Raw genomic sequence first — 21,160 nt, forward strand, 5'->3', positions numbered from 1 at the left:
GACATGGCTAAAAGACAACGACTGACAGGAAAACAAAAAGCTGCTATTTTATTAATCTCTCTAGGTCCTGATGTTTCTGCCCAAGTGTATAAGCATTTAACGCCAGAAGAGATTGAAAAACTAACATTAGAAATTTCATCTGTTAAGAAAGTAGATGGAACTCAAAAAGATGAGATTTTGGAGCAATTCCATGAAATTGCGATGGCTCAGGATTATATTTCTCAAGGTGGTATCAGTTACGCCAAGACCGTTCTTGAAAAAGCATTAGGAGAGGAGAAAGCAGGTGATATCCTAAACAGATTGACTTCCTCCTTACAAGTAAAACCATTTGATTTTGCAAGGAAAGCTGAGCCTAGTCAAATTATAAATTTTATTCAAAATGAACATCCTCAGACAATTGCACTTGTTTTATCTTATTTAGATTCTGAACAATCTGCTCAAATCTTGTCAGAATTACCACAAGAAATGCAAGCTGATATCGCAAGACGAATAGCAGTTATGGATTCTACATCACCGGAAATCATTTCTGAGGTAGAGCAAATTCTTGAACGAAAGTTATCTACTACTGTTTCACAAGATTATACTCAAACTGGTGGTATCCAAGCAGTTGTTGAAGTGTTAAATGGTGTGGATCGAAGTACGGAGCGAACTATTTTAGATACGCTTGAGATTGATGATCCAGAATTAGCAGAAGAGATCAAGAAAAGAATGTTTGTATTTGAAGATATTGTTACTCTGGATAATCGAGCTATCCAACGCGTTATTCGTGAAGTTGAAAATGATGATTTACGCTTATCCTTAAAAGTTGCGAGTGATGAAGTGAAAGAAATTGTCTTTAATAATATGTCTACTCGAATGGCAGAAACATTTAAAGAAGAAATGGAATTTATGGGGCCAGTTCGATTACGTGATGTAGAAGAAGCACAATCACGTATTGTATCTGTTATAAGAAGATTAGAAGAAGTTGGCGAGATTGTCATAGCTAGAGGTGGAGGAGATGATATTATTGTCTAATCGTTCCTTACCACCTAGGCAAATCCAATTAAGAAAAATAGAAGCACCGAAAACAAAGCAAAACTCATCTGAACGAGATAATAAAGAAACATTACATAATATCTATCAGCAAATAGAGAATGCAGAGCGGAAATATAAAGAAACATTAAACAAAACAGAACAAAGGAAAGAAGAAGTACAAGCAGAAATCAATCAATGGCGTCAAGAGTGGGAGCAAGAAAAAGCAAACTATATTGAGCAGGCCCAGCAAGAAGGGTATCAACAAGGTTTTAAGCAAGGACAAGAAGATAGTATCCAACAATTTCAGAAGATAGTGGAAGAAGCTAGAGATGTACTGAAAACAGCTAATCAAGAATATCACAGAATTATTGCAGAGAGTGATGAAACAGTTTTACAAATTGCGATGGCCGTAGCGGAGAAGGTTTTGAAACAGTCAATCCAACAAGAGCATGCGAAATTTGTTGGAATTGCGCAATCTTTGATAGAACAGGTGAAAGACCAATCAAGTATTAAATTATTTGTCTCTAGTAATTATTATCCTTTCCTAATAGAAAATAAGGATGAGTTAAGTTCGATGATCCATGATGATATCGAATTTAGGATATACCCATCGGTTGAACTGCAAGGAGAACAAATTATGATAGAAACACCATCTGGTAGAATTGATGCTTCTGTTGATAGCCAATTAGAAGAAATTAGAACAAGACTTTTTCATGTAGTGGAGGAGATCACACGTGAAAACACAAATGATATTGAATGAAATATATGATGTAGATGCTTATAAACGATATGGAAAAGTAGACCGTGTGATTGGTTTATTAATTGAAGCAAGGGGACCCGAAGCACGCATCGGTGAAGTGTGCTACATCCACACGAAAAAAAAGAACGAAAAAATAATGGCAGAGGTAATTGGTTTTTATGAAAGAAAGGTCCTTTTAATGCCTTATTCAACAGTGCATAATATTGCAGCAGGTTGTTTAGTAGAGGCGAGCAAGAATGCTTTACAAGTAAAAGTAGGTAGAGCATTAATAGGAAAGGTAATCGATTCAACTGGTAATTTACTAGATGGTTCTCATTTACCCAAAGGATTAAAAGAATATCCAACAGAGCAAGCTCCACCTAATCCGATCGAGAGACCTAGAATAAAAGAACCAATTCAGATTGGTGTAAAAGCAATTGATACGATGCTAACGGTTGGAAAAGGTCAAAGAATTGGGATTTTCGCAGGAAGTGGCGTAGGGAAAAGTACCTTGTTAGGTATGATAGCTCGCAATAGTAATGCTGATATTAATGTAATTGCTCTGATTGGGGAGCGTGGACGAGAAGTAAAAGAATTTATTGAACGCGAGCTAGGTACTGAAGGTTTACAGAAGTCAATTGTAGTGGTGGCTACCTCTGATCAGTCTGCATTAATGCGAATTAAAGGTGCTTATACAGCAACTGCAATTAGCGAATACTTTCGTGATCTAGGTTATGATGTGAATTTAATGATGGATTCTGTAACAAGGGTTGCAATGGCACAACGAGAAATAGGGCTTGCCATTGGAGAACCACCGACAACAAAAGGATATACACCGTCAGTGTTTGCAATGCTACCTTCTCTACTAGAAAGAACAGGTACAAGCAAAAATGGTTCCATAACAGCTTTTTACACTGTTCTGGTTGATGGAGATGACTTTAATGAACCGATAGCTGATACAACAAGAGGTATATTGGATGGTCACTATATTTTGGATCGCAAACTAGCAGAAAAAGGACAATTCCCAGCGATCAATGTTTTGCAGTCTGTAAGCAGGGTAATGCCTGAGATTGTTTCAAAAGAAAGGCTGGAATTAACACAGAAGATTCGTTCAATTCTTTCTACTTATGATGATAATCAGGAGTTAATTCAAATAGGTGCTTACAAAAGAGGGTCTAATAAATTCGTTGACCAGGCGATTCAACTTCAACCAGGAATTCTAAACGTCTTAAAGCAAGATATGAATGAAAACGCAGATGAAAATACGGCGCTACAACAATTACAAGAACTGGCAAAAAGGAGTAGTTCCTGATGATGAATCAATTACACGGGTATGAAAAAATCAGAATGATAAGAGAGAATGAAAAAAATGACGCCCAACTTAAATTTCAAGAAGCCACAGCGGAATTTGAAAAGCATGCCAGTCACTTATATGATTTGCTCAAAAAGAAAGAGAAGATAGAAGAAAGCTATAAGCAATCATTGTCAGACAAATCCCAAATTGAAACGATTAAATCCTATCATCAATATTTAGATTTTCTTATGCCCAGCATCATCAATGTTCAAAAAAAAGTGGATGCGGCGAGAAAGTATATGGACCAAGTACAAGAGTATGTAACTGATCATTATATCGAAGTGAAAAAAATAGAGAAAATAATCGACAACAAAGAGCAGCAGTATAAACAATTGGAAGATAAAAAAGACTTAATGCTGATGGATGAAGTTTCCATTCGCAAGTATCTAGAAAAGTAAGGATAGGTGAAGAAATGGCAACCAATCCAAAGAAAAATAATGAAAAAAAACCGAGTGTTTTTCAATGGTTAATAGTAATACTTGTATCGTTAATTTTTGCATTGCTGATAACGGTATTAATCCTATACGTGATGGGCGTGGATGTTGGTAAATATACAAAGGAAACATTAAATAAGGTTCCATTTATAGACGAGCAAGTGACAACGGACCAAGAAGAATTACACGCTAATCAGTTAGAGGAGAAAGATCAACAAATTGATAAGCTTCAAGAAGAGCTTGACGCATTACAATATGAAGTTCAAACAAAAGACGGAACTATTTCTGAACTGGAAGAAGAAATATCAGATTTGTCTTCACAAATTGTAGAATTGGAAGATGCTCAGGAGAACGATACAGAAAATTCAGACTCAATTGATGAGCTTGCTGCTTCTTTTACTGCGATGAAACCGAAAACGGCAGCACCTATATTGGAAACGATGGAGGCTGATATCGCTGTACCATTATTACGTCAATTAGATTCAGAAGTTAGAGGAGAAATCTTAGGTGGGATGGACCCGGAAATAGCAGCTGAATATTCAGATTTATTAGTGAATGAATGATGAGGCAATTTGAAAGGAGGTGAAAAAATGATTGTAGCACCTGAATGGTTTGCGAATGGCTCAGCCGTGCCTACACTTAAAACTATAAGAGATAAAGTAGAAGGAAAAGGTTTTTCTGATCTTATGTCAGCCAATATGGCAAGCAATAGACAACAAGCAAGTCTAACAGAACCTGATGGTGACACAAACACAGTAAAGCTAATTGATACAGAATCGTTACGAGATACCTTAGGAAGTTTATCGGAAGAACAATTGAATGGACTAACAGAATTAATCAACATGATCAACAATAATTCGGAGCATACTGACAATGAAGGTTTATCACAAGAGGAATTAATGACATTTATCAAGGAGAACCTAAATGATGATCAAATAGAATTATTAGAAGGACAACTTGAAGTATTAGCTGACTTGATCAAGAAATTGCTAGAAGTCGATCACATAGGTAAGAGTACAGGAGGGCAAGACACTAATCTTTATTTTAAGGATGCCTATCTCGTGCAAAATAGTATAGTCCAACAAAGCCAAAATACAGAAGTTGTTTTAGGTGAAAAAACAACAACACTAGTCGAACAAACAGAAAAAATAGTACAACAAATTCAAAACCAAACTATTAATAATCGTGATTACAAACAAATTTTACAATTGTTAAAGCAATGGTCACAAATGAATCATCAGACATTGCAAGCAGCACAGAATCTTCTATCAGAAGCTACCAATGAGAAAAGTAGTGAAATATGGTCGAAGTTGTTAGCAAATTTTCAAAATCGCAGGTCTATGCAGCAGCATTATGGAAGTACGCAAAAGGTTACGCAACAAGATGTAAAGCGTTGGATTGAAAGTGCAATGGAAAGAATAGAACCTATAAGTAAGCAGGAGCAATCGCAGGTCGTTAGAAATGATACCGGAAGTCAACAAGTTCAATCGAAAATACAACAATATGTGATTCACCTGTCCCAAACAAATAGTGATCAACAGTTAGCTCAGAAACAACTTATTGATCAATTTCAGCAAGTCATGCAAAAAAGTAATTTTATGAAGCTATCAAGCGGAGCTAACCAACTGATGATACGACTTCAACCGAAACACTTAGGGGATGTTACCGTTAAATTGACCCAAATCAATGGTGAAATGACAGTTAAAATGATTGCTAGTACACAAGGTGCTAAAGAATTGTTAGAGGGGAACCTGAAGCAGCTTCGTCATATGTTCTCGCCACAACAAGTAATCATTGAAAAACAAGAAAACTTTACTCAGATTAACCAAGAAGAATTAACGGATGACAACTTGAATTCTCAAGAAGAAGAAAAGCAACAACAGCAGGACGATCAGAAAGAGGAGGAATCCTATTCTGATAACCAAAATTTAAGTTTCCATGATATGTTGATGGATGCGAAAGTGTAGGTGATAAACAATGACTTCTATTGATCCATCCTATTATTTATCTAACCAAAATCAATCAAGAGAGGTTAATAATAGTTTAGGGAAAGATGAGTTTTTAAAAATTTTAATGACACAATTGCAAAATCAGGATCCATTAAACCCGATGGAGGATAAAGAGTTTATCTCACAAATGACAACTTTTTCATCATTAGAGCAAATGATGAACATGTCTAATTCTATTGATACGCTAGTACAAAACCAAACCGTTTCTCCTGTTATACAATATAGCCATTTAATCGGAAAAGAAGTTAGTTATTATCGTATAGATGAAGAAACTGGTGAAGTAGCAGAACCGAAAGAGATTGCTACAAGTGAAGTGAAGGCAATCTCACAAAATGGAGGTTATGCCGTAATAGAATTAGATAACGAAACGAAAATATACACCGATGAGGTACTCAGAATCAATGATCCTTCCGCGGAATAAAAGAGGAGGGATACTATGGATAATCGGATCCATGCTTATCATCATCCACTTGTTCCAAAAAACTTAAAAGTTCAACAAAATAAATCTAGTGATTTTGCTAAAGTCTTAAAAGAGCAACAGGAAATTGAAATAAGTAAACATGCTAGTGACAGAATGACTCAGCGAGATATTCATTTGAGTGATACAGATTGGAACAAGATGAACGAGAAATTGAATCAAGCTAAGGACAAAGGTGTAAAAGAGTCATTAGTGATAATGGGTGATGCAGCATTTATTGTGAATGCAGAAAGTAAGAAAGTGATAACTGCATTGGATAAAAGTGAGTTAAGCAGTAAAATCTTTACCAATATTAATGGAACGATCGTAATGGATTAGGCTGGACCCACAAGGGAGGCTTACAAGCTATCAACCGACAGCGATAGCTTAATAAATAACGGAAAGGAAGTTTATAAATGTTACGTTCAATGTATGCTGGTATTTCAGGTATGAAGAGTTTTCAAACAAAATTAGATGTGGTAGGTAACAATATAGCCAACGTAAATACAGCAGGCTTTAAAAAAGGCCGTGCAACTTTTCAAGATATGATGAGTCAAACTGTCTCTGGCGCAAGTGCTCCAACTGCTAATCGTGGGGGGATCAATCCTGCCCAAGTGGGGACAGGCTCTCAGTTAGGATCGATTGACAATGTTCATACACAAGGAAATCGCCAAACGACAGAACGCCCATTAGATCTTCAATTAGAAGGGGACGGCATGTTTGTTTTTCAAGAAGGTGATGAATTACAGTATTCACGTGCAGGTAATATGTACCTTGATGATGATGGTAATATCGTAAATGCTAATGGTCAATATTTAATGGGTTTTCAACCACAAGGTGCTGAACCTTCGTCACTTGATGATATTGACCATACGCAAGTTGGAGTTATTAATATCCCTGATACTGCATCAAGTTTCAGTATTGAAGGGAATGGAGTGGTTAATTATGTGGAAGATGGTGAAACGAGAGTTGCGGGCCAAATTGCTTTAAGTAAATTTGCTAATGAAGGCGGCTTAGAAAAGGTAGGAGCGAATATGTATCAAACTACTGTTAATGACGGTCAGTTTGATACTGGAGAAAATGACTCGATTTATTTCCAACCAGAAGAAGGCGGAACTGCTTCTATTGTTGCTGGTGCATTAGAAATGTCTAACGTAGATCTTTCAGAAGAATTTACTGAAATGATTACAGCTCAACGTGGTTTTCAAGCAAATACAAGAATTATTACAACATCTGACGAAATATTACAGGAACTAGTGAACTTAAAACGATAAGAAGGAGGAAGAGGGTTAAGGCTCTGTCCCTTAACTCTCTAAATCTATGATTACATTAACAAAATTAAAAGGCGACACGATTACTATTAATGCGATATACATAGAACGTATTGAATCTTTTCCCGATACAACTATCACTATGACTAATCAGAAAAAAATATTTGTGAAAGAGTCAGAAGAAGCAGTGAAGGAAATGGTGAGAGAGTTTTATAAGGAAATTGGTCTCTTTCAACTTCAAAGAGAAGTAGGTGAACAAGGTAATGAATCCTAAGTTAATCAAAATCCTAGTTGTCGTTTTATTAACTATTACGATAGCAGGAGCTGTAACATTATATTTTCTATTAAACAGTACCTCTAATGAAGGAGAGGCTATGTCAATAGATGATATGGTGAAAAACTCTTATACAACTGAAGAAATAAGAACAGATTTAAATGATGGTAATTACGTTCTCATACAATTTCAATTTATTACGAATAGTAATGATGCTTTAGATGAAATTGAAAAGAGAGAATTCCAAGTGAAAAATGAATTTATAAAATTATCAGTTGATCTGACAGCAAAAGATTTTCAAGACAATTTATCGGAGTTAGAAAGTGATATGAAAACAGCTATGAATAAACATATGACGGAAGGTCAAATCGTCGATGTCTTAATTATAAGTAAAGTTATCCAGTAAGTATACTCCGAATGGAGGTGGAAAAATGGCAGATGAAGTTCTTTCGCAAAATGAGATTGACGCCTTATTATCAGCTTTATCATCTGGTGAAATGGATGCCAATCAATTAAAAGAAGAAGAAAAAGATAAAAAGGTAAAAGTATATGATTTTAAAAGAGCATTAAGATTTTCTAAAGATCAAATTAGAAGTATTTCCAGAATCCATGATAACTTTGCCAGATTGTTATCAACGTATTTTTCAGCACAGTTAAGAACCTATGTGCATATTGCTGTTGCTTCTGTAGATCAAATTCCTTATGAAGAATTTATTCGATCGATTCCAAGCCAAACGATTTTAAATGTCTACAGTGTTGAACCATTAGATGGTAGAATTATTTTTGAATTCAACCCGAATATAGCTTATGCTATGCTAGACCGTATGCTAGGTGGAAAAGGAAGCAGTGTTAATAAGATTGATAATTTAACCGAAATTGAAACATCACTTATGTCACAACTGTTTGAAAAAGCTTTAGACAATCTTCAGGAAGCTTGGAGTTCAGTAGTTAATATTGATCCAATGTTGGAGGACTTTGAAGTAAATCCACAATTTCTACAACTAGTTTCTCCTAACGAAACGGTTGTTGTAGTTTCTCTAGATACTACAATTGGTGATAGTAGCGGTATGATTAACATTTGTATTCCTCATGTAGTACTTGAACCGATTATACCCAAATTATCTGTTCATTATTGGATGCAAAATGAAAATTCTAAGGAAAGAAAGCCAGAAGAATATGAATCTATTTCACATAACATCAAACAAACGACATTGGACATGACCGCTGTATTAGGTGAAACATCGATTACATTAGAAGAATTTTTATTTTTAGGTATAGACGATACCATTGTATTGGATAAGAATATCGATCAAGCTTTAACATTACAGGTTGGTCAAGAGCCTAAGTTTCTTGTACAACCGGGAAAGAAAAAACAGAAGATTGCAGTGCAAGTAATAGACGAAATTAAGGGAGGGGATCACGATGATGAATGATGGAATGTTATCCCAAGATGAAATAGATGCACTATTAAATGGTTCTGATGATACCGATGAAGATGTGAATGCAAATGAGGCTCCTTCCACAGATGATTGCCTATCATCTATCGAAGAAGATGCTTTGGGGGAAATTGGGAATATATCATTTGGAAGTTCGGCAACTACTCTTTCTACTTTATTAAATCAAAAAGTAGAGATTACAACACCTATCATCAGTGTTCTTCACAAAGGTGAATTAGAGGAAGAATTTCCGGTACCGTATGTAGGGATTGAAGTGAAATATACAGAAGGCTTTAGTGGAGCTAACTTATTTATACTAGAATCAAAAGATGCAGCGATTATTGCTGACCTCATGCTTGGTGGAGATGGTAATCCTGAAACACAGGAATTAAATGATATCCATTTAAGTGCTGTTCAAGAAGCAATGAATCAAATGATGGGAACTGCAGCCACTAGTATGTCTACTGTTTTTAATAAGAAGGTAGATATTTCTCCACCGACAACATCTATTATGGATGTAACAGAAGAAGAAACACAATTCTTAACGCCAGATGATGATGTCTTAATCAAGGTTTCGTTTCAATTAAAAATTGGAACATTAATAGATTCAAAGATTATGCAGTTATTACCTGTAACATTCGCTAAAGATTTAGTAGATCAATTGCTGAATTCATCAGAGGAAACAGATAGATTAGATAATGAAACGACAGATGAAGCTGAAATCAATCAAAAAAATGAAACGACAGTATCAGTTCCTAATTCACAAACCATACAGCAACAAGCACATAGCAATACCGGGCAACACCAGCCAAAACAATTAGGAACTCAATCAGCGGGAACAAATCAAGAGGTACAAGCGGCTGCATTCTCTAGTTTTGAGGATGTACCTATACAACAAAGCGAAAAGCGAAATCTAGACTTATTAATGGATATTCCATTACAAGTTACCGTCGAATTAGGAAGAACGCAACGAACGGTAAAAGAGATTTTAGAACTATCCTCAGGTTCCATTGTAGAATTAGACAAGCTCGCAGGTGAGCCAGTTGATATATTAGTCAACCAAAAACTAATAGCCAAAGGGGAAGTAGTAGTCATCGATGAAAACTTTGGTGTGCGGGTAACAGATATCGTAAGTAAAGAAGATAGATTAAAGCAACTAAAATAGGTTATCGAAAGGATGGATAAAACATGGCTAAAACAGTATTAATCGTAGATGACGCTGCTTTTATGAGAATGATGATCAAGGATATTTTAACAAAGAATGGGTATGACGTAGTAGGTGAAGCGCAGGATGGACAAGAAGCTGTTGAAAAATATAAAGAATTGCAACCTGACCTAGTAACAATGGACATTACCATGCCAGAAATGGATGGAATTGCTGCTTTAAAAGAAATTCAAAGTATCAATGGAGATGCTAAGGTTATTATGTGTTCTGCTATGGGACAACAAGCGATGGTAATTGATGCAATCCAAGCAGGTGCCAAAGACTTTATTGTAAAACCATTTCAAGCTGACAGGGTAATCGAAGCCATTTCAAAAGTTTTAGGTTAATGAGGTGATTAGCATTAACCTGAAATTATGTATAAGTATATTATTTATATCGCTTCTAGTATGGCTTTCACCTATTAATCTAGAGGCAAGAATGGTAAATGAAATATTGGATAATCAAGAAGAAATACAACTAGAAGAAGAGAATGAAGTGAATGATAGTGAAGGAGTCACAGAAACAGATGATCAGCTTACTGTTGAGTCCCCTACTTTTATTGGTAGTTTCATTAAACTCATTCTCGCCTTAGCTATTGTGATTGGTTTGATTGTACTGATCTCAAAGTATTTGCGCAAAAAAAACGGGTTTCTCAAAAAGCATCAAGTAATTGAGAATTATGGTGGTATAACCGTTGGATCGAATAAATCGATTCAAACGATAAAGATAGGGGATCGTTTTTATGTCATTGGTGTTGCAGAGAACATTGAATTATTAATGGAAATAACGGACCCTGTTACAATCGAACAGTTAATCAAACAAGAAGAAACAAGTGATTCTTTAGATAAACTCAAGGCGAAACTGACAAAACAACCATCGGAGTCAACGAAAAGTAGCAATCAAAACTTTACTTCGCTATTTAATAAGGAGCTTAATACAATGAAAGAAGGAAGAAAAAAAGTATATCAAAAACTAAAGGAAAGTAGTCAAAAAAATGATGATTCATCTCATTGATGTTTTCTCCGGTACTGATCCTGAGAGTATATCTACATCTGTCCGTTTACTTTTATTATTAACTGTTCTTTCATTGGCTCCTAGTATATTGATATTAATGACTAGCTTTACTAGAATTTTGATTGTTTTATCATTTGTGCGGACGTCTCTGGCGACACAGCAAATGCCACCAAACCAAGTATTGATCGGTCTCGCTTTATTTATGACATTTTTTATTATGGCACCTACATTTCAAGAGGTAAACGAGGAAGCATTACAGCCGTTATTCGAGGAAGAGATACCGTTAGAAGAAGCATATGATAATGCAACTATTCCGATTAAAGAGTTTATGTCCAAGCATACAAGGGAAAAAGATTTAGCGTTATTTATGAATTATGCAGAAATAGACAGGCCGGAAACTGTTCAAGATATTCCATTGACAACATTAGTTCCAGCTTTTGCAATTAGTGAATTAAAAACAGCTTTTCAAATGGGCTTTATGATATTTGTTCCATTTCTAGTGATTGATATGGCAGTAGCAAGTGTCTTAATGTCTATGGGAATGATGATGTTACCGCCGGTGATGATTTCATTACCATTTAAAATATTATTGTTTGTTCTAGTAGATGGGTGGTATTTAATTACACATTCATTATTAGATGGTTTCTTACCACTTTGACATAGTTTGAGAGGAGATACTGATAGTGAGTGGAGAATTTGTTGTTTCATTAGCCGAACAGGGGATATTTACCATTTTAATAGTGGCAGGGCCAATCCTTATATTGGCGCTAGTAGTAGGTTTATTAGTAAGTATTTTTCAGGCTACTACCCAAATTCAAGAACAAACACTTGCATTTATACCGAAGATTGTTGCTGTTTTATTAGGTATTGTTATCTTTGGCCCATGGATGTTAGCGACAATGGTAGAATATGCAACAAATTTATTTCAGAATATGAATCAGTTTGTGAGATAGATTATGTTTGAGTTAATTGATATTAATCGTTTTCCAGCATTTATTTTAATTTTAGTCAGAGTAATATCATTTTTTGCCACCGTACCGATCTTTTCTTATCGTAATATACCAACACAATTAAAAATTGGTATTGGTGTTTTTATAGCATGGATTATGTTTTATACACTGGAGATTCCAGAGCTTGCATTTGATGGCATGTATATCTTACTCATTATGAAAGAGGCAGTCATCGGATTGTTATTAGGATTAATTGCTTATGTAATTTTATCAGCTATTCAGATTGCAGGTGGCTTCATCGATTTTCAAATGGGTTTTGCGATTGCAAATGTTGTTGACCCACAAACAGGAGCTCAAAGTCCGTTAATAGGACAATACTTTTATACAATCGCTATACTATTTTTGCTATCGGTTGATGGTCATCACCTGTTGCTTAATGGGATGATGTATAGTTTTGAAGAATTGCCGTTAGATCAGTTATTTCAATTTAATAATCTAGATTTGATTCTACAAACGTTCAGTCAAATGTTTTTAATGGCATTTCAATTAGCTCTTCCAATAGTTGGTTGTTTATTTTTAGTGGACGTAGCATTAGGTATTATTGCCAGAACCGTGCCACAGCTCAATGTTTTTGTCGTGGGACTCCCATTGAAAATTCTTGTTTCTTTTGCTGTACTATTTATGTTTGTACCTTTTTTTATGATGATTGTGCAGCAACTTTTTCAATATACTTTAGAAACGATGCAAAGTCTTATTCAAATGTTCGGAGGTGCTTAATAGATGGAATTACGGCTTGATCTTCAATTTTTTGCAGGCGAAAAAACAGAAAAAGCCACTCCGAAGAAAAGACAAGACGCTCGTAAAAAAGGCCAAGTTGCCAAGAGTCAAGATGTAAATACAGCGATTTTACTATTTTTTGTGTTTATTATTTTGTTAGTGACAGGTGATAACCTGAAAAGCACGATGTCAGACATGTTTAGCAAATCATTCACGGAATATATCCATCATGATGTAACAGAAGAAGAACTATTCAGCATGTTCTTAGATGTTTTGTCCCAAATAAGTATAGCTATCGCACCCATTATGCTTATAGCAATTGTTGCTGGGCTTGCTTCGAATTTTATGCAAATAGGCTTTTTGTTTACAACTGAACCGTTGAAAATGAAGTTAAATAAAATTGATCCCATTCAAGGTGCGAAGAGGATATTTTCCGCCAGAGCACTAGTGGAGTTAGTAAAATCTTTACTAAAAATTGTCGTTGTAGGTGTGATTACATTCTCTATCATATGGATCAATCGAGATGAAATGATGATGTTAGCGGATAAAGAGGTTCATGGTGCATTAGCTTTCTTTGGACAGATGACGATTCAAATGGGAGTTGCAGCAGCAATCGGCCTGCTAATTATTTCGGTGATTGATTATGCTTATCAAAAATATGATTTTGAAAAACAAAACAGAATGTCTAAAAATGATGTTAAAGATGAGCATAAAAATATTGAAGGAGATCCATTGATCAGATCAAAAATAAAAGAAAAGCAAAGACAGATGGCGATGCAAAGGATGATGAGTGAAGTACCTAATGCAGATGTTGTGATCACTAATCCAACTCATTATGCAATTGCGATTAAATATGATGAACGAAAGGCAGATGCGCCATATGTTGTTGCCAAAGGTGTCGATTTTGTTGCGATGCGAATCAAAGATATTGCTCGAAATCATGATGTGGTGATGGTAGAAAATCGACCTTTAGCAAGAGCATTATACGATCAAGTCGAGATTGATGAAATCATAAGTGAAGAATTCTTCCAAGCTGTAGCAGAAATTTTAGCTTATGTTTATCGAATTCAAAAGAAGATTTAAGAACGTTTGTGTGTTTTACGTAAAGGAGTTGTAAGAAGATGAAAGCTAGAGATTTTTCCGTTTTATTTGGTGTTATATCTATTATTATTATGTTAGTTATTCCTCTTCCAGGGTGGTTATTAAGTATATTAATTTTAACCAATATATCTCTAGCATTAATCGTGATTTTAGTCTCCATGAATACAACAGAGGCTTTGCAGTTCTCTGTTTTCCCTTCTTTACTATTGCTACTGACATTATTTCGGTTAGGTTTGAATGTATCTACTACCCGATCTATTTTATCAGAGGCAGATGCAGGTGGCGTAGTGGAAACATTTGGTACTTTCGTTATCGGTGATAATCCTTTGGTAGGTTTTGTTGTGTTCGTTATTTTAGTTATTATTCAATTTTTAGTTATTACCAAGGGTAGTGAGCGTGTATCAGAAGTAGCAGCTCGCTTTACATTAGATGCAATGCCAGGTAAGCAAATGAGTATCGATGCTGATTTAAATGCAGGAATGATTAATGAACAGCAAGCAAAAGAGCGACGAGAAAAAATTGAGCACGAAGCTGATTTTTATGGCGCAATGGATGGTGCCAGTAAATTCGTAAAAGGTGATGCAATTGCAGGTATCATCATTGTACTTATTAATATTATCTTTGGGTTAATAATTGGTATAGCACAGCTTGGATTAAGTTTTAATGAAGCAATTGATACATATATGCGTTTAACGGTTGGTGATGGATTAGTTAGTCAGATCCCAGCTTTACTAATATCGACAGCTACCGGTATCGTTGTTACTAGAGTTGCCTCAGATGGTAACCTGAGTGCGGATGTTAGCAAGCAGCTACTGAGATATCCTATCCTGCTTTATGTTGCGGGTGGTACGATTTTCTTTTTAGGTCTAACACCGATCAATTTTTTTCTGACAACGTTGATCGCTGCAATATTAATTGTTAGTGCTTATCTGTTATCAAGAAGAACACAAGTTGATGAAGCACCTAGTGATGAACAGGTGGATGAGGCAGAGTCGGCAGAAATGCAATCACCAGAAAATGTAGTTGGTCTGATTAATATGGATCCGATTGAATTCGAATTTGGGTATGGTCTAATTCCGTTAGCCGATACTAATCAAGGTGGAGATTTATTAGATCGTGTTGTGATGATTAGGCGGCAATTAGCAATTGAATTAGGTTTAGTTATTCCGGTGGTAAGAATTCGAGACAATATTCAGTTAAATCCTAATGAATATAGGCTTAAAATAAAAGGTAATGAAATTGCTAGGGGAGAGCTACTTCTTGATCATTATTTAGCGATGAGCCCAGGTATTGAAGATGATGAATTAGACGGAATTGATACCGTTGAACCGGCATTTGGATTACCTGCTAAATGGATTACAGAAGATGTTAAAGATGATGCAGAAATGTCTGGTTATACCGTTGTAGATCCTCCTTCTGTAGTCTCTACGCATATTACAGAGTTAATAAAACGTTTTGCACACCAATTAATTGGTCGTCAAGAAACACAACAATTAATTGATCATTTAAAAGAGTCCAATCCAATTTTGGTAGAAGAAGTAACACCAGAGCCATTAGCGGTTGGGGATGTTCAAAAAGTATTAGCTAAGTTGTTACGTGAAAATGTCTCTATTAAGAATTTACCTGTTATTTTTGAAACATTAGCGGATTTTGCCAAAATGACGACTGATACAGATTTATTGACCGAATATGTAAGACAATCATTATCTGTTCAAATCACGAATGATATCGTACAAGGAAAGCAACAATTAAAAGTGATAACTGTTTCAGGAGAAGTAGAAAAGCTAATTGCTGAGCATATACAGCAAACCGAGCATGGAAGTTATTTAGCGATGGATCCTGATACACAGCAACAAGTAATTCACTCTGTGTCGGAAAATGTCGAGAACATGAGTTTACAAGAGGTGACACCAGTCATCTTATGTTCACCGACGATTCGGATGTATTTCAAGCAATTATTGGATCGCTTTTATCCACATGTAATTGTCCTGTCTTACAATGAAATTGAACCAACTGCAGAAATTCAGAGCATCGGGGTGGTGAACGTAGCATGAAAGTAAAAAAATTTAAAGGTGCAACAATGCCAGAAGTGATGCAAGTCGTCAGAAAAGAATTAGGGTCAGATGCTGTTATCTTAAATTCGAAGGTGATATATGATGGTGGATTTTTGGGGCTTTTCAAGAAGAGAAAAATCGAAGTCTTAGCGGCAATGGATCAAACAAAACTGCCGAACAGAAAGAATAACGTGAGTAGACATGCAGCAGAACCTAAATTAGATGCTAAACCTACAGTCAAAAGTCCAAATCAAGAAGAGGTTTTAAAAGAATTGCGGGAAATGAAACAATGGATGCAGAAGAATGCTACCAATGATATGACCTTTAAGCTTCCTTATCAAGTGGTTTACGATCATTTAATCAAGCAAGAAGTAGATGAGACAATCGCTTACGAATTAATCGAATCTATTCAAACAAGATTTGATAATGAGGAGGTAGCAGAAAGTAAAGTTTGGGATCAGTTATCTTTTGAGATAAAACACCGTATCGCAAACAAAGGGACTTTTGGTGGAGAAATATTTGATAAACAATTCATTCATCTAGTTGGACCTACAGGGGTAGGAAAAACGACAACTATCGCAAAATTAGCAGCACATTGTGTGTTAAACCTCCAAAAAAAAGTAGCATTTATAACAACAGATACGTATCGAATTGCAGCGATTGAGCAACTAAAGACTTATTCAAAAATTTTGGATGTCCCAATAGAAATTGCTTATAATTTGGATGATTATCAAAAGGCGAAGCAAAAGTTTCAAGAATACGATTATGTTTTCGTTGATACGGCTGGAAGAAATTTCAGAGATGAAAAATATATTAAAGAATTGGGTAAAATAGTGGATTTAAACCACGAGGTTAATACTTATTTAGTCCTTTCATTAACGACTAGGGCAAAGGATCTAGAAGAGATATATCAACAATTTAATAATATTCCAATGAAGCAACTAATTTTAACCAAGAAAGATGAAACAACCACTTATGGTCCTGTATTAAACTTATGCTTAAAATATCAAATTGGTATTGCATATATAACAAATGGTCAGGATGTACCTGATGATATTGAAGAAAGTTCGATAGACCAAATTGCAAAATTAATAGTTGGTGATTAAAATGGCTGATCAAGCAGCAAAGCTAAGACAAAAATTAAGAGGGGAACACAGTCATTATCATGCAAAAACGATAGCAATAGTTAGTGGTAAAGGAGGAGTAGGAAAGTCAAATATTGCATTGAATTTTTCTTTATCTCTAGCTAATAAAGGAAAAAAAGTTTTATTATTTGATCTGGATGTGGGTATGGGAAATATTGACATATTACTAGGGAAAAGTTCTAACTATTCTATTATAAATCTGTTCGAGAATAATTTGTCAATATATGATATTATAGAAATAGGTCCAAAATCACTGTCTTATGTTGCTGGTGGTAGTGGACAAGATCATATCTTCTATCTAGATGAGGAAAGACTGCAACATTTCATCGGGCAATTAGAACTATTAATGAGAGAATACGACTACATTATTTTTGATATGGGGGCAGGTGTTACACGAGAAACGATCCATTATATTTTAGCTGTTGATGAATGTATTCTTGTAACAACTCCAGAACCAACATCGATGACAGATGCATATTCCATGATCAAGCATGTGTTATTACAACAACCAATAAAGTTTCATTTAATTATTAATCGAGCTAAAAATAAAAAGCAGGGTATCGATATCATGAATCGTATGAATAGTGCTGTGAAACGTTTCTTACATCATGATGTTATCCCGCTTGGAACAATCCCTGATGATTCAGCTGTTACAGACGCTGTATTAGCACAGCAACCTTTTCTTATACATAACCCTAAATCAAAAGTATCAGTGGCAATCGAACATGTCACTAATCAGTACCTAGGGGAACCATCCGAAAAATCAGATGACTCAGGATTTCTAAACAAACTCAGAAGATTAATTACAGAAAGGTAGAAATCTATGAACAAAAAACTTGTATTAGTCGTTGATGATTCAGCATTTATGCGAAAAATGATTTCAGATATTATTCATTCCTCTGCCTATTTAGAAGTGATTGCTACAGCGAGAAATGGTGAAGATGCTTTAAAGAAAGTGATGGAATTAAAGCCTGATGTTATTACTTTAGATGTAGAAATGCCACTAATGGACGGTATATCAACGTTAAAAGAAATCATGAAAAAGATGCCTACTCCTGTTGTTATGCTTTCCAGTTTAACAAAATCTGGTGCAGATAAAACAATAGAGGCAATGTCTTACGGGGCAGTTGACTTTATCGCAAAACCTTCAGGGTCAATTTCTTTAAATATTAAAGACGTTGAATCAGAAATAGTGCAAAAAGTAGAGCATGCGTCACGTGCTAATTACAAGTTACCCATAAATGCGTCCTCCCCTATAAAAAAGAAAAGCTATAAACCTATTTTAAGTAACCGTCCAATTATCGCGATAGGTTCTTCAACAGGGGGACCTAGAGCATTACAACAAGTCATCACCAAATTGCCAGCTGGTTTTCCATCACCAGTTGTTATTGTTCAGCATATGCCAAAAGGATTTACCAAATCATTGGCTGAGCGTCTCAATAAATTATCCAATATCACAGTTAAAGAAGTAGAAAATGGGGATTTAATAGAGAATGGTAAAGTTTATCTAGCGACCGGTGGTAAGCAATTTAGAGTAAAAGAAATCGACAGCAGAGTGTATGCAGAAGTTAAAACAGAACAGCCCGTTAATGGACACCAGCCATCCGTTGATGTACTGTTTGAATCGATTGCCAATGTACAGAATTGTCACCCTCTTGCAGTCATACTGACAGGTATGGGGAATGATGGATCAAATGGCCTGTTACACCTCAAACAAAGACATCCTAGAACCATTGCTATATCTCAGTCGGAAGAAACCTGTGTAGTATATGGTATGCCTCAAGCAGCAGTAAAAACTAGTTTAGTAGATTACGTAGAAGACTTGGACAATATTAGTGACATATTAGTGCAAAAAATCCAAACGAAGAGGTGAAATACCGATGGAAAATAACGAGTATCTTGAAGTATTTATTGAGGAAAGTAAAGAACATATTCAATCTTTGAACGATCAACTATTAATTTTAGAAAATGAACCAGAAAACATGGATACAGTAGGCGAAATCTTCCGGTCTGCACACACGTTAAAAGGTATGGCTGCGACAATGGGTTTTCAAGACCTAGCAGATTTAACCCATAAGATGGAAAATGTCCTAGATGCAGTCCGAAATGATCAAGTGAAAATAACTTCTGAGATCATTGATGTGATATTTCAGGCGGTTGACCAACTGGAGGGAATGGTTTTAGATATCGCTGAAGGTGGCGATGGTTCCTCAGATGTACAAGAGCTTGTGAATACATTACAAGCAATCGAAAGTAATCAAGGTTTTGAAAAGATAAATGAATCAACTGCCAAGATAACCGATAATGTAACAAAAGTAGTGACAAGAGATCAAGCACATTTTGACCAACTAGATCAATTTGAATTAGCAATATTAGATCAATCAAAAGAAAATGGTTTCGAGAACCTAGAAGTTACTGTGAAATTAAATGACAATTGTTTATTAAAAGCTGCTCGCGTTTATATGGTGTTCGAAGTCTTAGAACAAATTGGCGAAGTAATTAAGGCCGACCCGACCGTTCAAGAATTAGAAGAAGAAAATTTTGATCTGCAGTTTCATGTGTTACTAGTAACGAAAGATAGCGCTGAAGATGTAAAACAAAAAATTCTTAAAGTGTCTGAGATAGAGGAAGTAATTGTATCAACATTTGAACAGGGTGAGAACGTACAGGAAGAGAATGATGAGAAAGACAACGTTGAAAAACAATCAAATGAAGTTAAGGAATCATCTAAGAATAAAACTGCAGATGATAGCAAGAAAAAAGCTGGCAAAGGTGTTGCAAATAAGACGATTAGGGTTAATATCGATCGTCTTGATGGCTTAATGAATTTGTTTGAGGAATTAGTAATCGACAGAGGCCGCTTGGAGCAGATTTCAGCAAATCTTAAACATGCAGAATTACAAGAGACTGTAGAGCGCATGTCGAGGATTTCGGGAGATTTACAAAATATTATATTAAATATGCGTATGGTTCCAATTGAACAAGTGTTTAATCGTTTTCCAAGAATGGTGCGTCAGCTTTCAAAAGATTTAGGCAAAAAAATTAATCTTGAAATTGTTGGTGCAGAAACGGAATTAGACCGAACAGTTATCGACGAAATTGGTGATCCATTAGTACACTTGATTCGCAATGCATTAGATCATGGAATTGAAACACCTGAGAAACGACAAGAAGCAGGAAAAAATGAAGAAGGACACTTATTATTAGAAGCTTATCATAGCGGAAATCATGTCTTTATTGAAATCTCTGATGATGGAGCAGGAATTAACAGAGAAAAAGTGGTAAACAAAGCAGTGTCTAATCACGTTATTACAGAAGAGGAAGCTAAACAATTAACAGATAAAGAAGTATACCAACTGATTATGTCTAGCGGCTTCTCTACTGCTGATAAGATTAGTGATGTTTCAGGTCGTGGTGTAGGTTTAGATGTAGTAAAAAATACTATCGAGTCACTTGGTGGAACGATTACGATTGAATCAGAAGAAGGAAAAGGTTCGCTATTTTCTATTCAATTACCATTAACACTATCTATTATATCTGTTCTATTAGTAGAAGTAGAGAAAGAAAAATACGCGATTCCGTTATCATCTATTATTGAAACAGCAATTATAAGCAGGTCAGACATTCTAAATGCTCACAACAAGGAAGTAATAGATTTTCGAGGAAAAGTAGTCCCATTAATAGACCTGAAAAATGTATTCGAAGTACCATCTGAAACAGAAGACGATGAATTATATTCAGTGGTTATTATTCGTAAAGGGGACAAGATGGCAGGTCTAGTTGTGGATACATTCATTGGTCAACAGGAGATCGTTTTAAAATCATTAGGGGACTATTTAGGAGATGTATTTGCAATATCAGGTGCGACTATTTTAGGTGATGGACAAGTAGCGTTAATTGTTGATACGAACACATTAATAAACTAGG

General features: G+C 35.4%; 24 protein-coding genes. All 24 read left to right on the top strand.

The window, feature by feature from the left end:
* Positions 1–3: 3 nt before the first annotated feature.
* The 24 genes from fliG (at position 4) to J5J03_RS21525 (ending at position 21,159) form a co-directional block, all read left to right on the top strand.
* A complete protein-coding gene (gene fliG / locus J5J03_RS21410) occupies positions 4–1,014 on the top strand; it encodes a flagellar motor switch protein FliG (protein WP_208592485.1) in 1,011 nt (336 codons plus the stop codon).
* Positions 1,007–1,774: a flagellar assembly protein FliH gene (gene fliH, locus J5J03_RS21415; RefSeq protein ID WP_208592487.1), complete on the top strand. Its 768-nt coding sequence runs from the start codon at positions 1,007–1,009 to the stop codon at positions 1,772–1,774. The genes fliG and fliH overlap by 8 nt, the downstream gene beginning before the upstream one ends.
* Positions 1,749–3,065, top strand: a complete 1,317-nt coding sequence (fliI, locus tag J5J03_RS21420; protein ID WP_208592489.1) for a flagellar protein export ATPase FliI — start codon at positions 1,749–1,751, stop codon at positions 3,063–3,065. The genes fliH and fliI overlap by 26 nt, the downstream gene beginning before the upstream one ends.
* Positions 3,065–3,505 (top strand): flagellar export protein FliJ, encoded by a 441-nt coding sequence (gene fliJ, locus J5J03_RS21425; RefSeq protein ID WP_208592491.1) that lies wholly within the window; start codon positions 3,065–3,067, stop codon positions 3,503–3,505. The genes fliI and fliJ overlap by 1 nt, the downstream gene beginning before the upstream one ends.
* Positions 3,506–3,519: 14 nt before the next feature.
* The gene (locus J5J03_RS21430; protein WP_208592494.1) at positions 3,520–4,104 is read left to right on the top strand and encodes a MotE family protein; all 585 of its coding nucleotides are present in this window, start codon (positions 3,520–3,522) and stop codon (positions 4,102–4,104) included.
* A gap of 27 nt (positions 4,105–4,131) precedes the next feature.
* Complete coding sequence (locus J5J03_RS21435; RefSeq protein WP_208592495.1) at positions 4,132–5,508, top strand: flagellar hook-length control protein FliK; 1,377 nt, start codon at positions 4,132–4,134, stop codon at positions 5,506–5,508.
* A gap of 10 nt (positions 5,509–5,518) precedes the next feature.
* Positions 5,519–5,971, top strand: a complete 453-nt coding sequence (gene flgD / locus J5J03_RS21440) for a flagellar hook assembly protein FlgD (protein WP_208592497.1) — start codon at positions 5,519–5,521, stop codon at positions 5,969–5,971.
* Positions 5,972–5,986: 15 nt separating this feature from the next.
* Complete coding sequence (locus tag J5J03_RS21445; protein WP_208592499.1) at positions 5,987–6,346, top strand: TIGR02530 family flagellar biosynthesis protein; 360 nt, start codon at positions 5,987–5,989, stop codon at positions 6,344–6,346.
* 77 nt (positions 6,347–6,423) lie between these two features.
* A complete protein-coding gene (gene flgG, locus J5J03_RS21450; RefSeq protein ID WP_208592501.1) occupies positions 6,424–7,281 on the top strand; it encodes a flagellar basal body rod protein FlgG in 858 nt (285 codons plus the stop codon).
* Between the two features lie 46 nt (positions 7,282–7,327).
* Positions 7,328–7,552, top strand: a complete 225-nt coding sequence (locus J5J03_RS21455; RefSeq protein ID WP_208592503.1) for a flagellar FlbD family protein — start codon at positions 7,328–7,330, stop codon at positions 7,550–7,552.
* Complete coding sequence (locus J5J03_RS21460; RefSeq protein WP_208592505.1) at positions 7,542–7,958, top strand: flagellar basal body-associated FliL family protein; 417 nt, start codon at positions 7,542–7,544, stop codon at positions 7,956–7,958. Before J5J03_RS21455 ends, J5J03_RS21460 begins: the two co-directional genes overlap by 11 nt.
* Positions 7,959–7,983: 25 nt before the next feature.
* The gene (fliM, locus tag J5J03_RS21465; RefSeq protein WP_208592507.1) at positions 7,984–8,985 is read left to right on the top strand and encodes a flagellar motor switch protein FliM; all 1,002 of its coding nucleotides are present in this window, start codon (positions 7,984–7,986) and stop codon (positions 8,983–8,985) included.
* Positions 8,975–10,153 (top strand): flagellar motor switch phosphatase FliY, encoded by a 1,179-nt coding sequence (fliY, locus tag J5J03_RS21470; RefSeq protein WP_208592509.1) that lies wholly within the window; start codon positions 8,975–8,977, stop codon positions 10,151–10,153. The genes fliM and fliY overlap by 11 nt, the downstream gene beginning before the upstream one ends.
* A 23-nt stretch (positions 10,154–10,176) precedes the next feature.
* Positions 10,177–10,539 (top strand): response regulator, encoded by a 363-nt coding sequence (locus J5J03_RS21475; RefSeq protein ID WP_018932662.1) that lies wholly within the window; start codon positions 10,177–10,179, stop codon positions 10,537–10,539.
* A gap of 91 nt (positions 10,540–10,630) precedes the next feature.
* Entirely contained in the window at positions 10,631–11,206 is a 576-nt protein-coding gene (locus J5J03_RS21480; RefSeq protein ID WP_208592511.1) for a flagellar biosynthetic protein FliO, read from the top strand.
* Complete coding sequence (gene fliP, locus J5J03_RS21485) at positions 11,190–11,864, top strand: flagellar type III secretion system pore protein FliP (RefSeq protein WP_208592656.1); 675 nt, start codon at positions 11,190–11,192, stop codon at positions 11,862–11,864. The genes J5J03_RS21480 and fliP overlap by 17 nt, the downstream gene beginning before the upstream one ends.
* A 25-nt stretch (positions 11,865–11,889) precedes the next feature.
* Complete coding sequence (gene fliQ / locus J5J03_RS21490; protein ID WP_208592513.1) at positions 11,890–12,159, top strand: flagellar biosynthesis protein FliQ; 270 nt, start codon at positions 11,890–11,892, stop codon at positions 12,157–12,159.
* 3 nt (positions 12,160–12,162) lie between these two features.
* Positions 12,163–12,933, top strand: a complete 771-nt coding sequence (gene fliR / locus J5J03_RS21495) for a flagellar biosynthetic protein FliR (RefSeq protein WP_208592515.1) — start codon at positions 12,163–12,165, stop codon at positions 12,931–12,933.
* 3 nt (positions 12,934–12,936) lie between these two features.
* Positions 12,937–14,016 (top strand): flagellar biosynthesis protein FlhB, encoded by a 1,080-nt coding sequence (gene flhB / locus J5J03_RS21500; protein WP_208592517.1) that lies wholly within the window; start codon positions 12,937–12,939, stop codon positions 14,014–14,016.
* Between the two features lie 38 nt (positions 14,017–14,054).
* The gene (flhA, locus tag J5J03_RS21505; RefSeq protein ID WP_208592518.1) at positions 14,055–16,088 is read left to right on the top strand and encodes a flagellar biosynthesis protein FlhA; all 2,034 of its coding nucleotides are present in this window, start codon (positions 14,055–14,057) and stop codon (positions 16,086–16,088) included.
* The gene (gene flhF, locus J5J03_RS21510) at positions 16,085–17,194 is read left to right on the top strand and encodes a flagellar biosynthesis protein FlhF (protein WP_208592520.1); all 1,110 of its coding nucleotides are present in this window, start codon (positions 16,085–16,087) and stop codon (positions 17,192–17,194) included. Before flhA ends, flhF begins: the two co-directional genes overlap by 4 nt.
* Position 17,195: 1 nt before the next feature.
* Positions 17,196–18,050 carry a MinD/ParA family protein gene (locus J5J03_RS21515; RefSeq protein ID WP_208592522.1) on the top strand — a complete coding sequence of 285 codons (855 nt, stop codon included), beginning with the start codon at positions 17,196–17,198 and terminating at the stop codon, positions 18,048–18,050.
* Positions 18,051–18,056: 6 nt separating this feature from the next.
* A complete protein-coding gene (locus J5J03_RS21520) occupies positions 18,057–19,106 on the top strand; it encodes a protein-glutamate methylesterase/protein-glutamine glutaminase (protein ID WP_208592524.1) in 1,050 nt (349 codons plus the stop codon).
* A 7-nt stretch (positions 19,107–19,113) separates the two neighbouring features.
* Positions 19,114–21,159: a chemotaxis protein CheA gene (locus J5J03_RS21525; RefSeq protein WP_208592526.1), complete on the top strand. Its 2,046-nt coding sequence runs from the start codon at positions 19,114–19,116 to the stop codon at positions 21,157–21,159.
* Position 21,160 lies beyond the last annotated feature (1 nt).

Source organism: Gracilibacillus suaedae (assembly GCF_017599345.1).
In the GTDB taxonomy this organism is placed as follows: Bacteria; Bacillota; Bacilli; order Bacillales; family Amphibacillaceae; genus Gracilibacillus; species Gracilibacillus suaedae.

Excerpts from the sequence above, each read along its gene's own strand:
- fliR (WP_208592515.1), top strand. The coding sequence starts at position 12,163 with ATGTTTGAGTTAATTGATATTAATCGTTTTCCAGCATTTATTTTAATT.
- fliM (WP_208592507.1), top strand. The coding sequence starts at position 7,984 with ATGGCAGATGAAGTTCTTTCGCAAAATGAGATTGACGCCTTATTATCA.
- flhF (WP_208592520.1), top strand. The coding sequence starts at position 16,085 with ATGAAAGTAAAAAAATTTAAAGGTGCAACAATGCCAGAAGTGATGCAA.
- fliG (WP_208592485.1), top strand. The coding sequence starts at position 4 with ATGGCTAAAAGACAACGACTGACAGGAAAACAAAAAGCTGCTATTTTA.
- J5J03_RS21480 (WP_208592511.1), top strand. The coding sequence starts at position 10,631 with ATGGTAAATGAAATATTGGATAATCAAGAAGAAATACAACTAGAAGAA.
- J5J03_RS21445 (WP_208592499.1), top strand. The coding sequence starts at position 5,987 with ATGGATAATCGGATCCATGCTTATCATCATCCACTTGTTCCAAAAAAC.
- J5J03_RS21515 (WP_208592522.1), top strand. The coding sequence starts at position 17,196 with ATGGCTGATCAAGCAGCAAAGCTAAGACAAAAATTAAGAGGGGAACAC.
- J5J03_RS21520 (WP_208592524.1), top strand. The coding sequence starts at position 18,057 with ATGAACAAAAAACTTGTATTAGTCGTTGATGATTCAGCATTTATGCGA.
- fliP (WP_208592656.1), top strand. The coding sequence starts at position 11,190 with ATGATTCATCTCATTGATGTTTTCTCCGGTACTGATCCTGAGAGTATA.
- J5J03_RS21460 (WP_208592505.1), top strand. The coding sequence starts at position 7,542 with ATGAATCCTAAGTTAATCAAAATCCTAGTTGTCGTTTTATTAACTATT.
- J5J03_RS21475 (WP_018932662.1), top strand. The coding sequence starts at position 10,177 with ATGGCTAAAACAGTATTAATCGTAGATGACGCTGCTTTTATGAGAATG.
- J5J03_RS21525 (WP_208592526.1), top strand. The coding sequence starts at position 19,114 with ATGGAAAATAACGAGTATCTTGAAGTATTTATTGAGGAAAGTAAAGAA.
- flhA (WP_208592518.1), top strand. The coding sequence starts at position 14,055 with ATGAAAGCTAGAGATTTTTCCGTTTTATTTGGTGTTATATCTATTATT.
- J5J03_RS21430 (WP_208592494.1), top strand. The coding sequence starts at position 3,520 with ATGGCAACCAATCCAAAGAAAAATAATGAAAAAAAACCGAGTGTTTTT.
- fliY (WP_208592509.1), top strand. The coding sequence starts at position 8,975 with ATGATGAATGATGGAATGTTATCCCAAGATGAAATAGATGCACTATTA.
- flhB (WP_208592517.1), top strand. The coding sequence starts at position 12,937 with ATGGAATTACGGCTTGATCTTCAATTTTTTGCAGGCGAAAAAACAGAA.
- fliJ (WP_208592491.1), top strand. The coding sequence starts at position 3,065 with ATGATGAATCAATTACACGGGTATGAAAAAATCAGAATGATAAGAGAG.
- J5J03_RS21435 (WP_208592495.1), top strand. The coding sequence starts at position 4,132 with ATGATTGTAGCACCTGAATGGTTTGCGAATGGCTCAGCCGTGCCTACA.
- J5J03_RS21455 (WP_208592503.1), top strand. The coding sequence starts at position 7,328 with ATGATTACATTAACAAAATTAAAAGGCGACACGATTACTATTAATGCG.
- flgD (WP_208592497.1), top strand. The coding sequence starts at position 5,519 with ATGACTTCTATTGATCCATCCTATTATTTATCTAACCAAAATCAATCA.
- flgG (WP_208592501.1), top strand. The coding sequence starts at position 6,424 with ATGTTACGTTCAATGTATGCTGGTATTTCAGGTATGAAGAGTTTTCAA.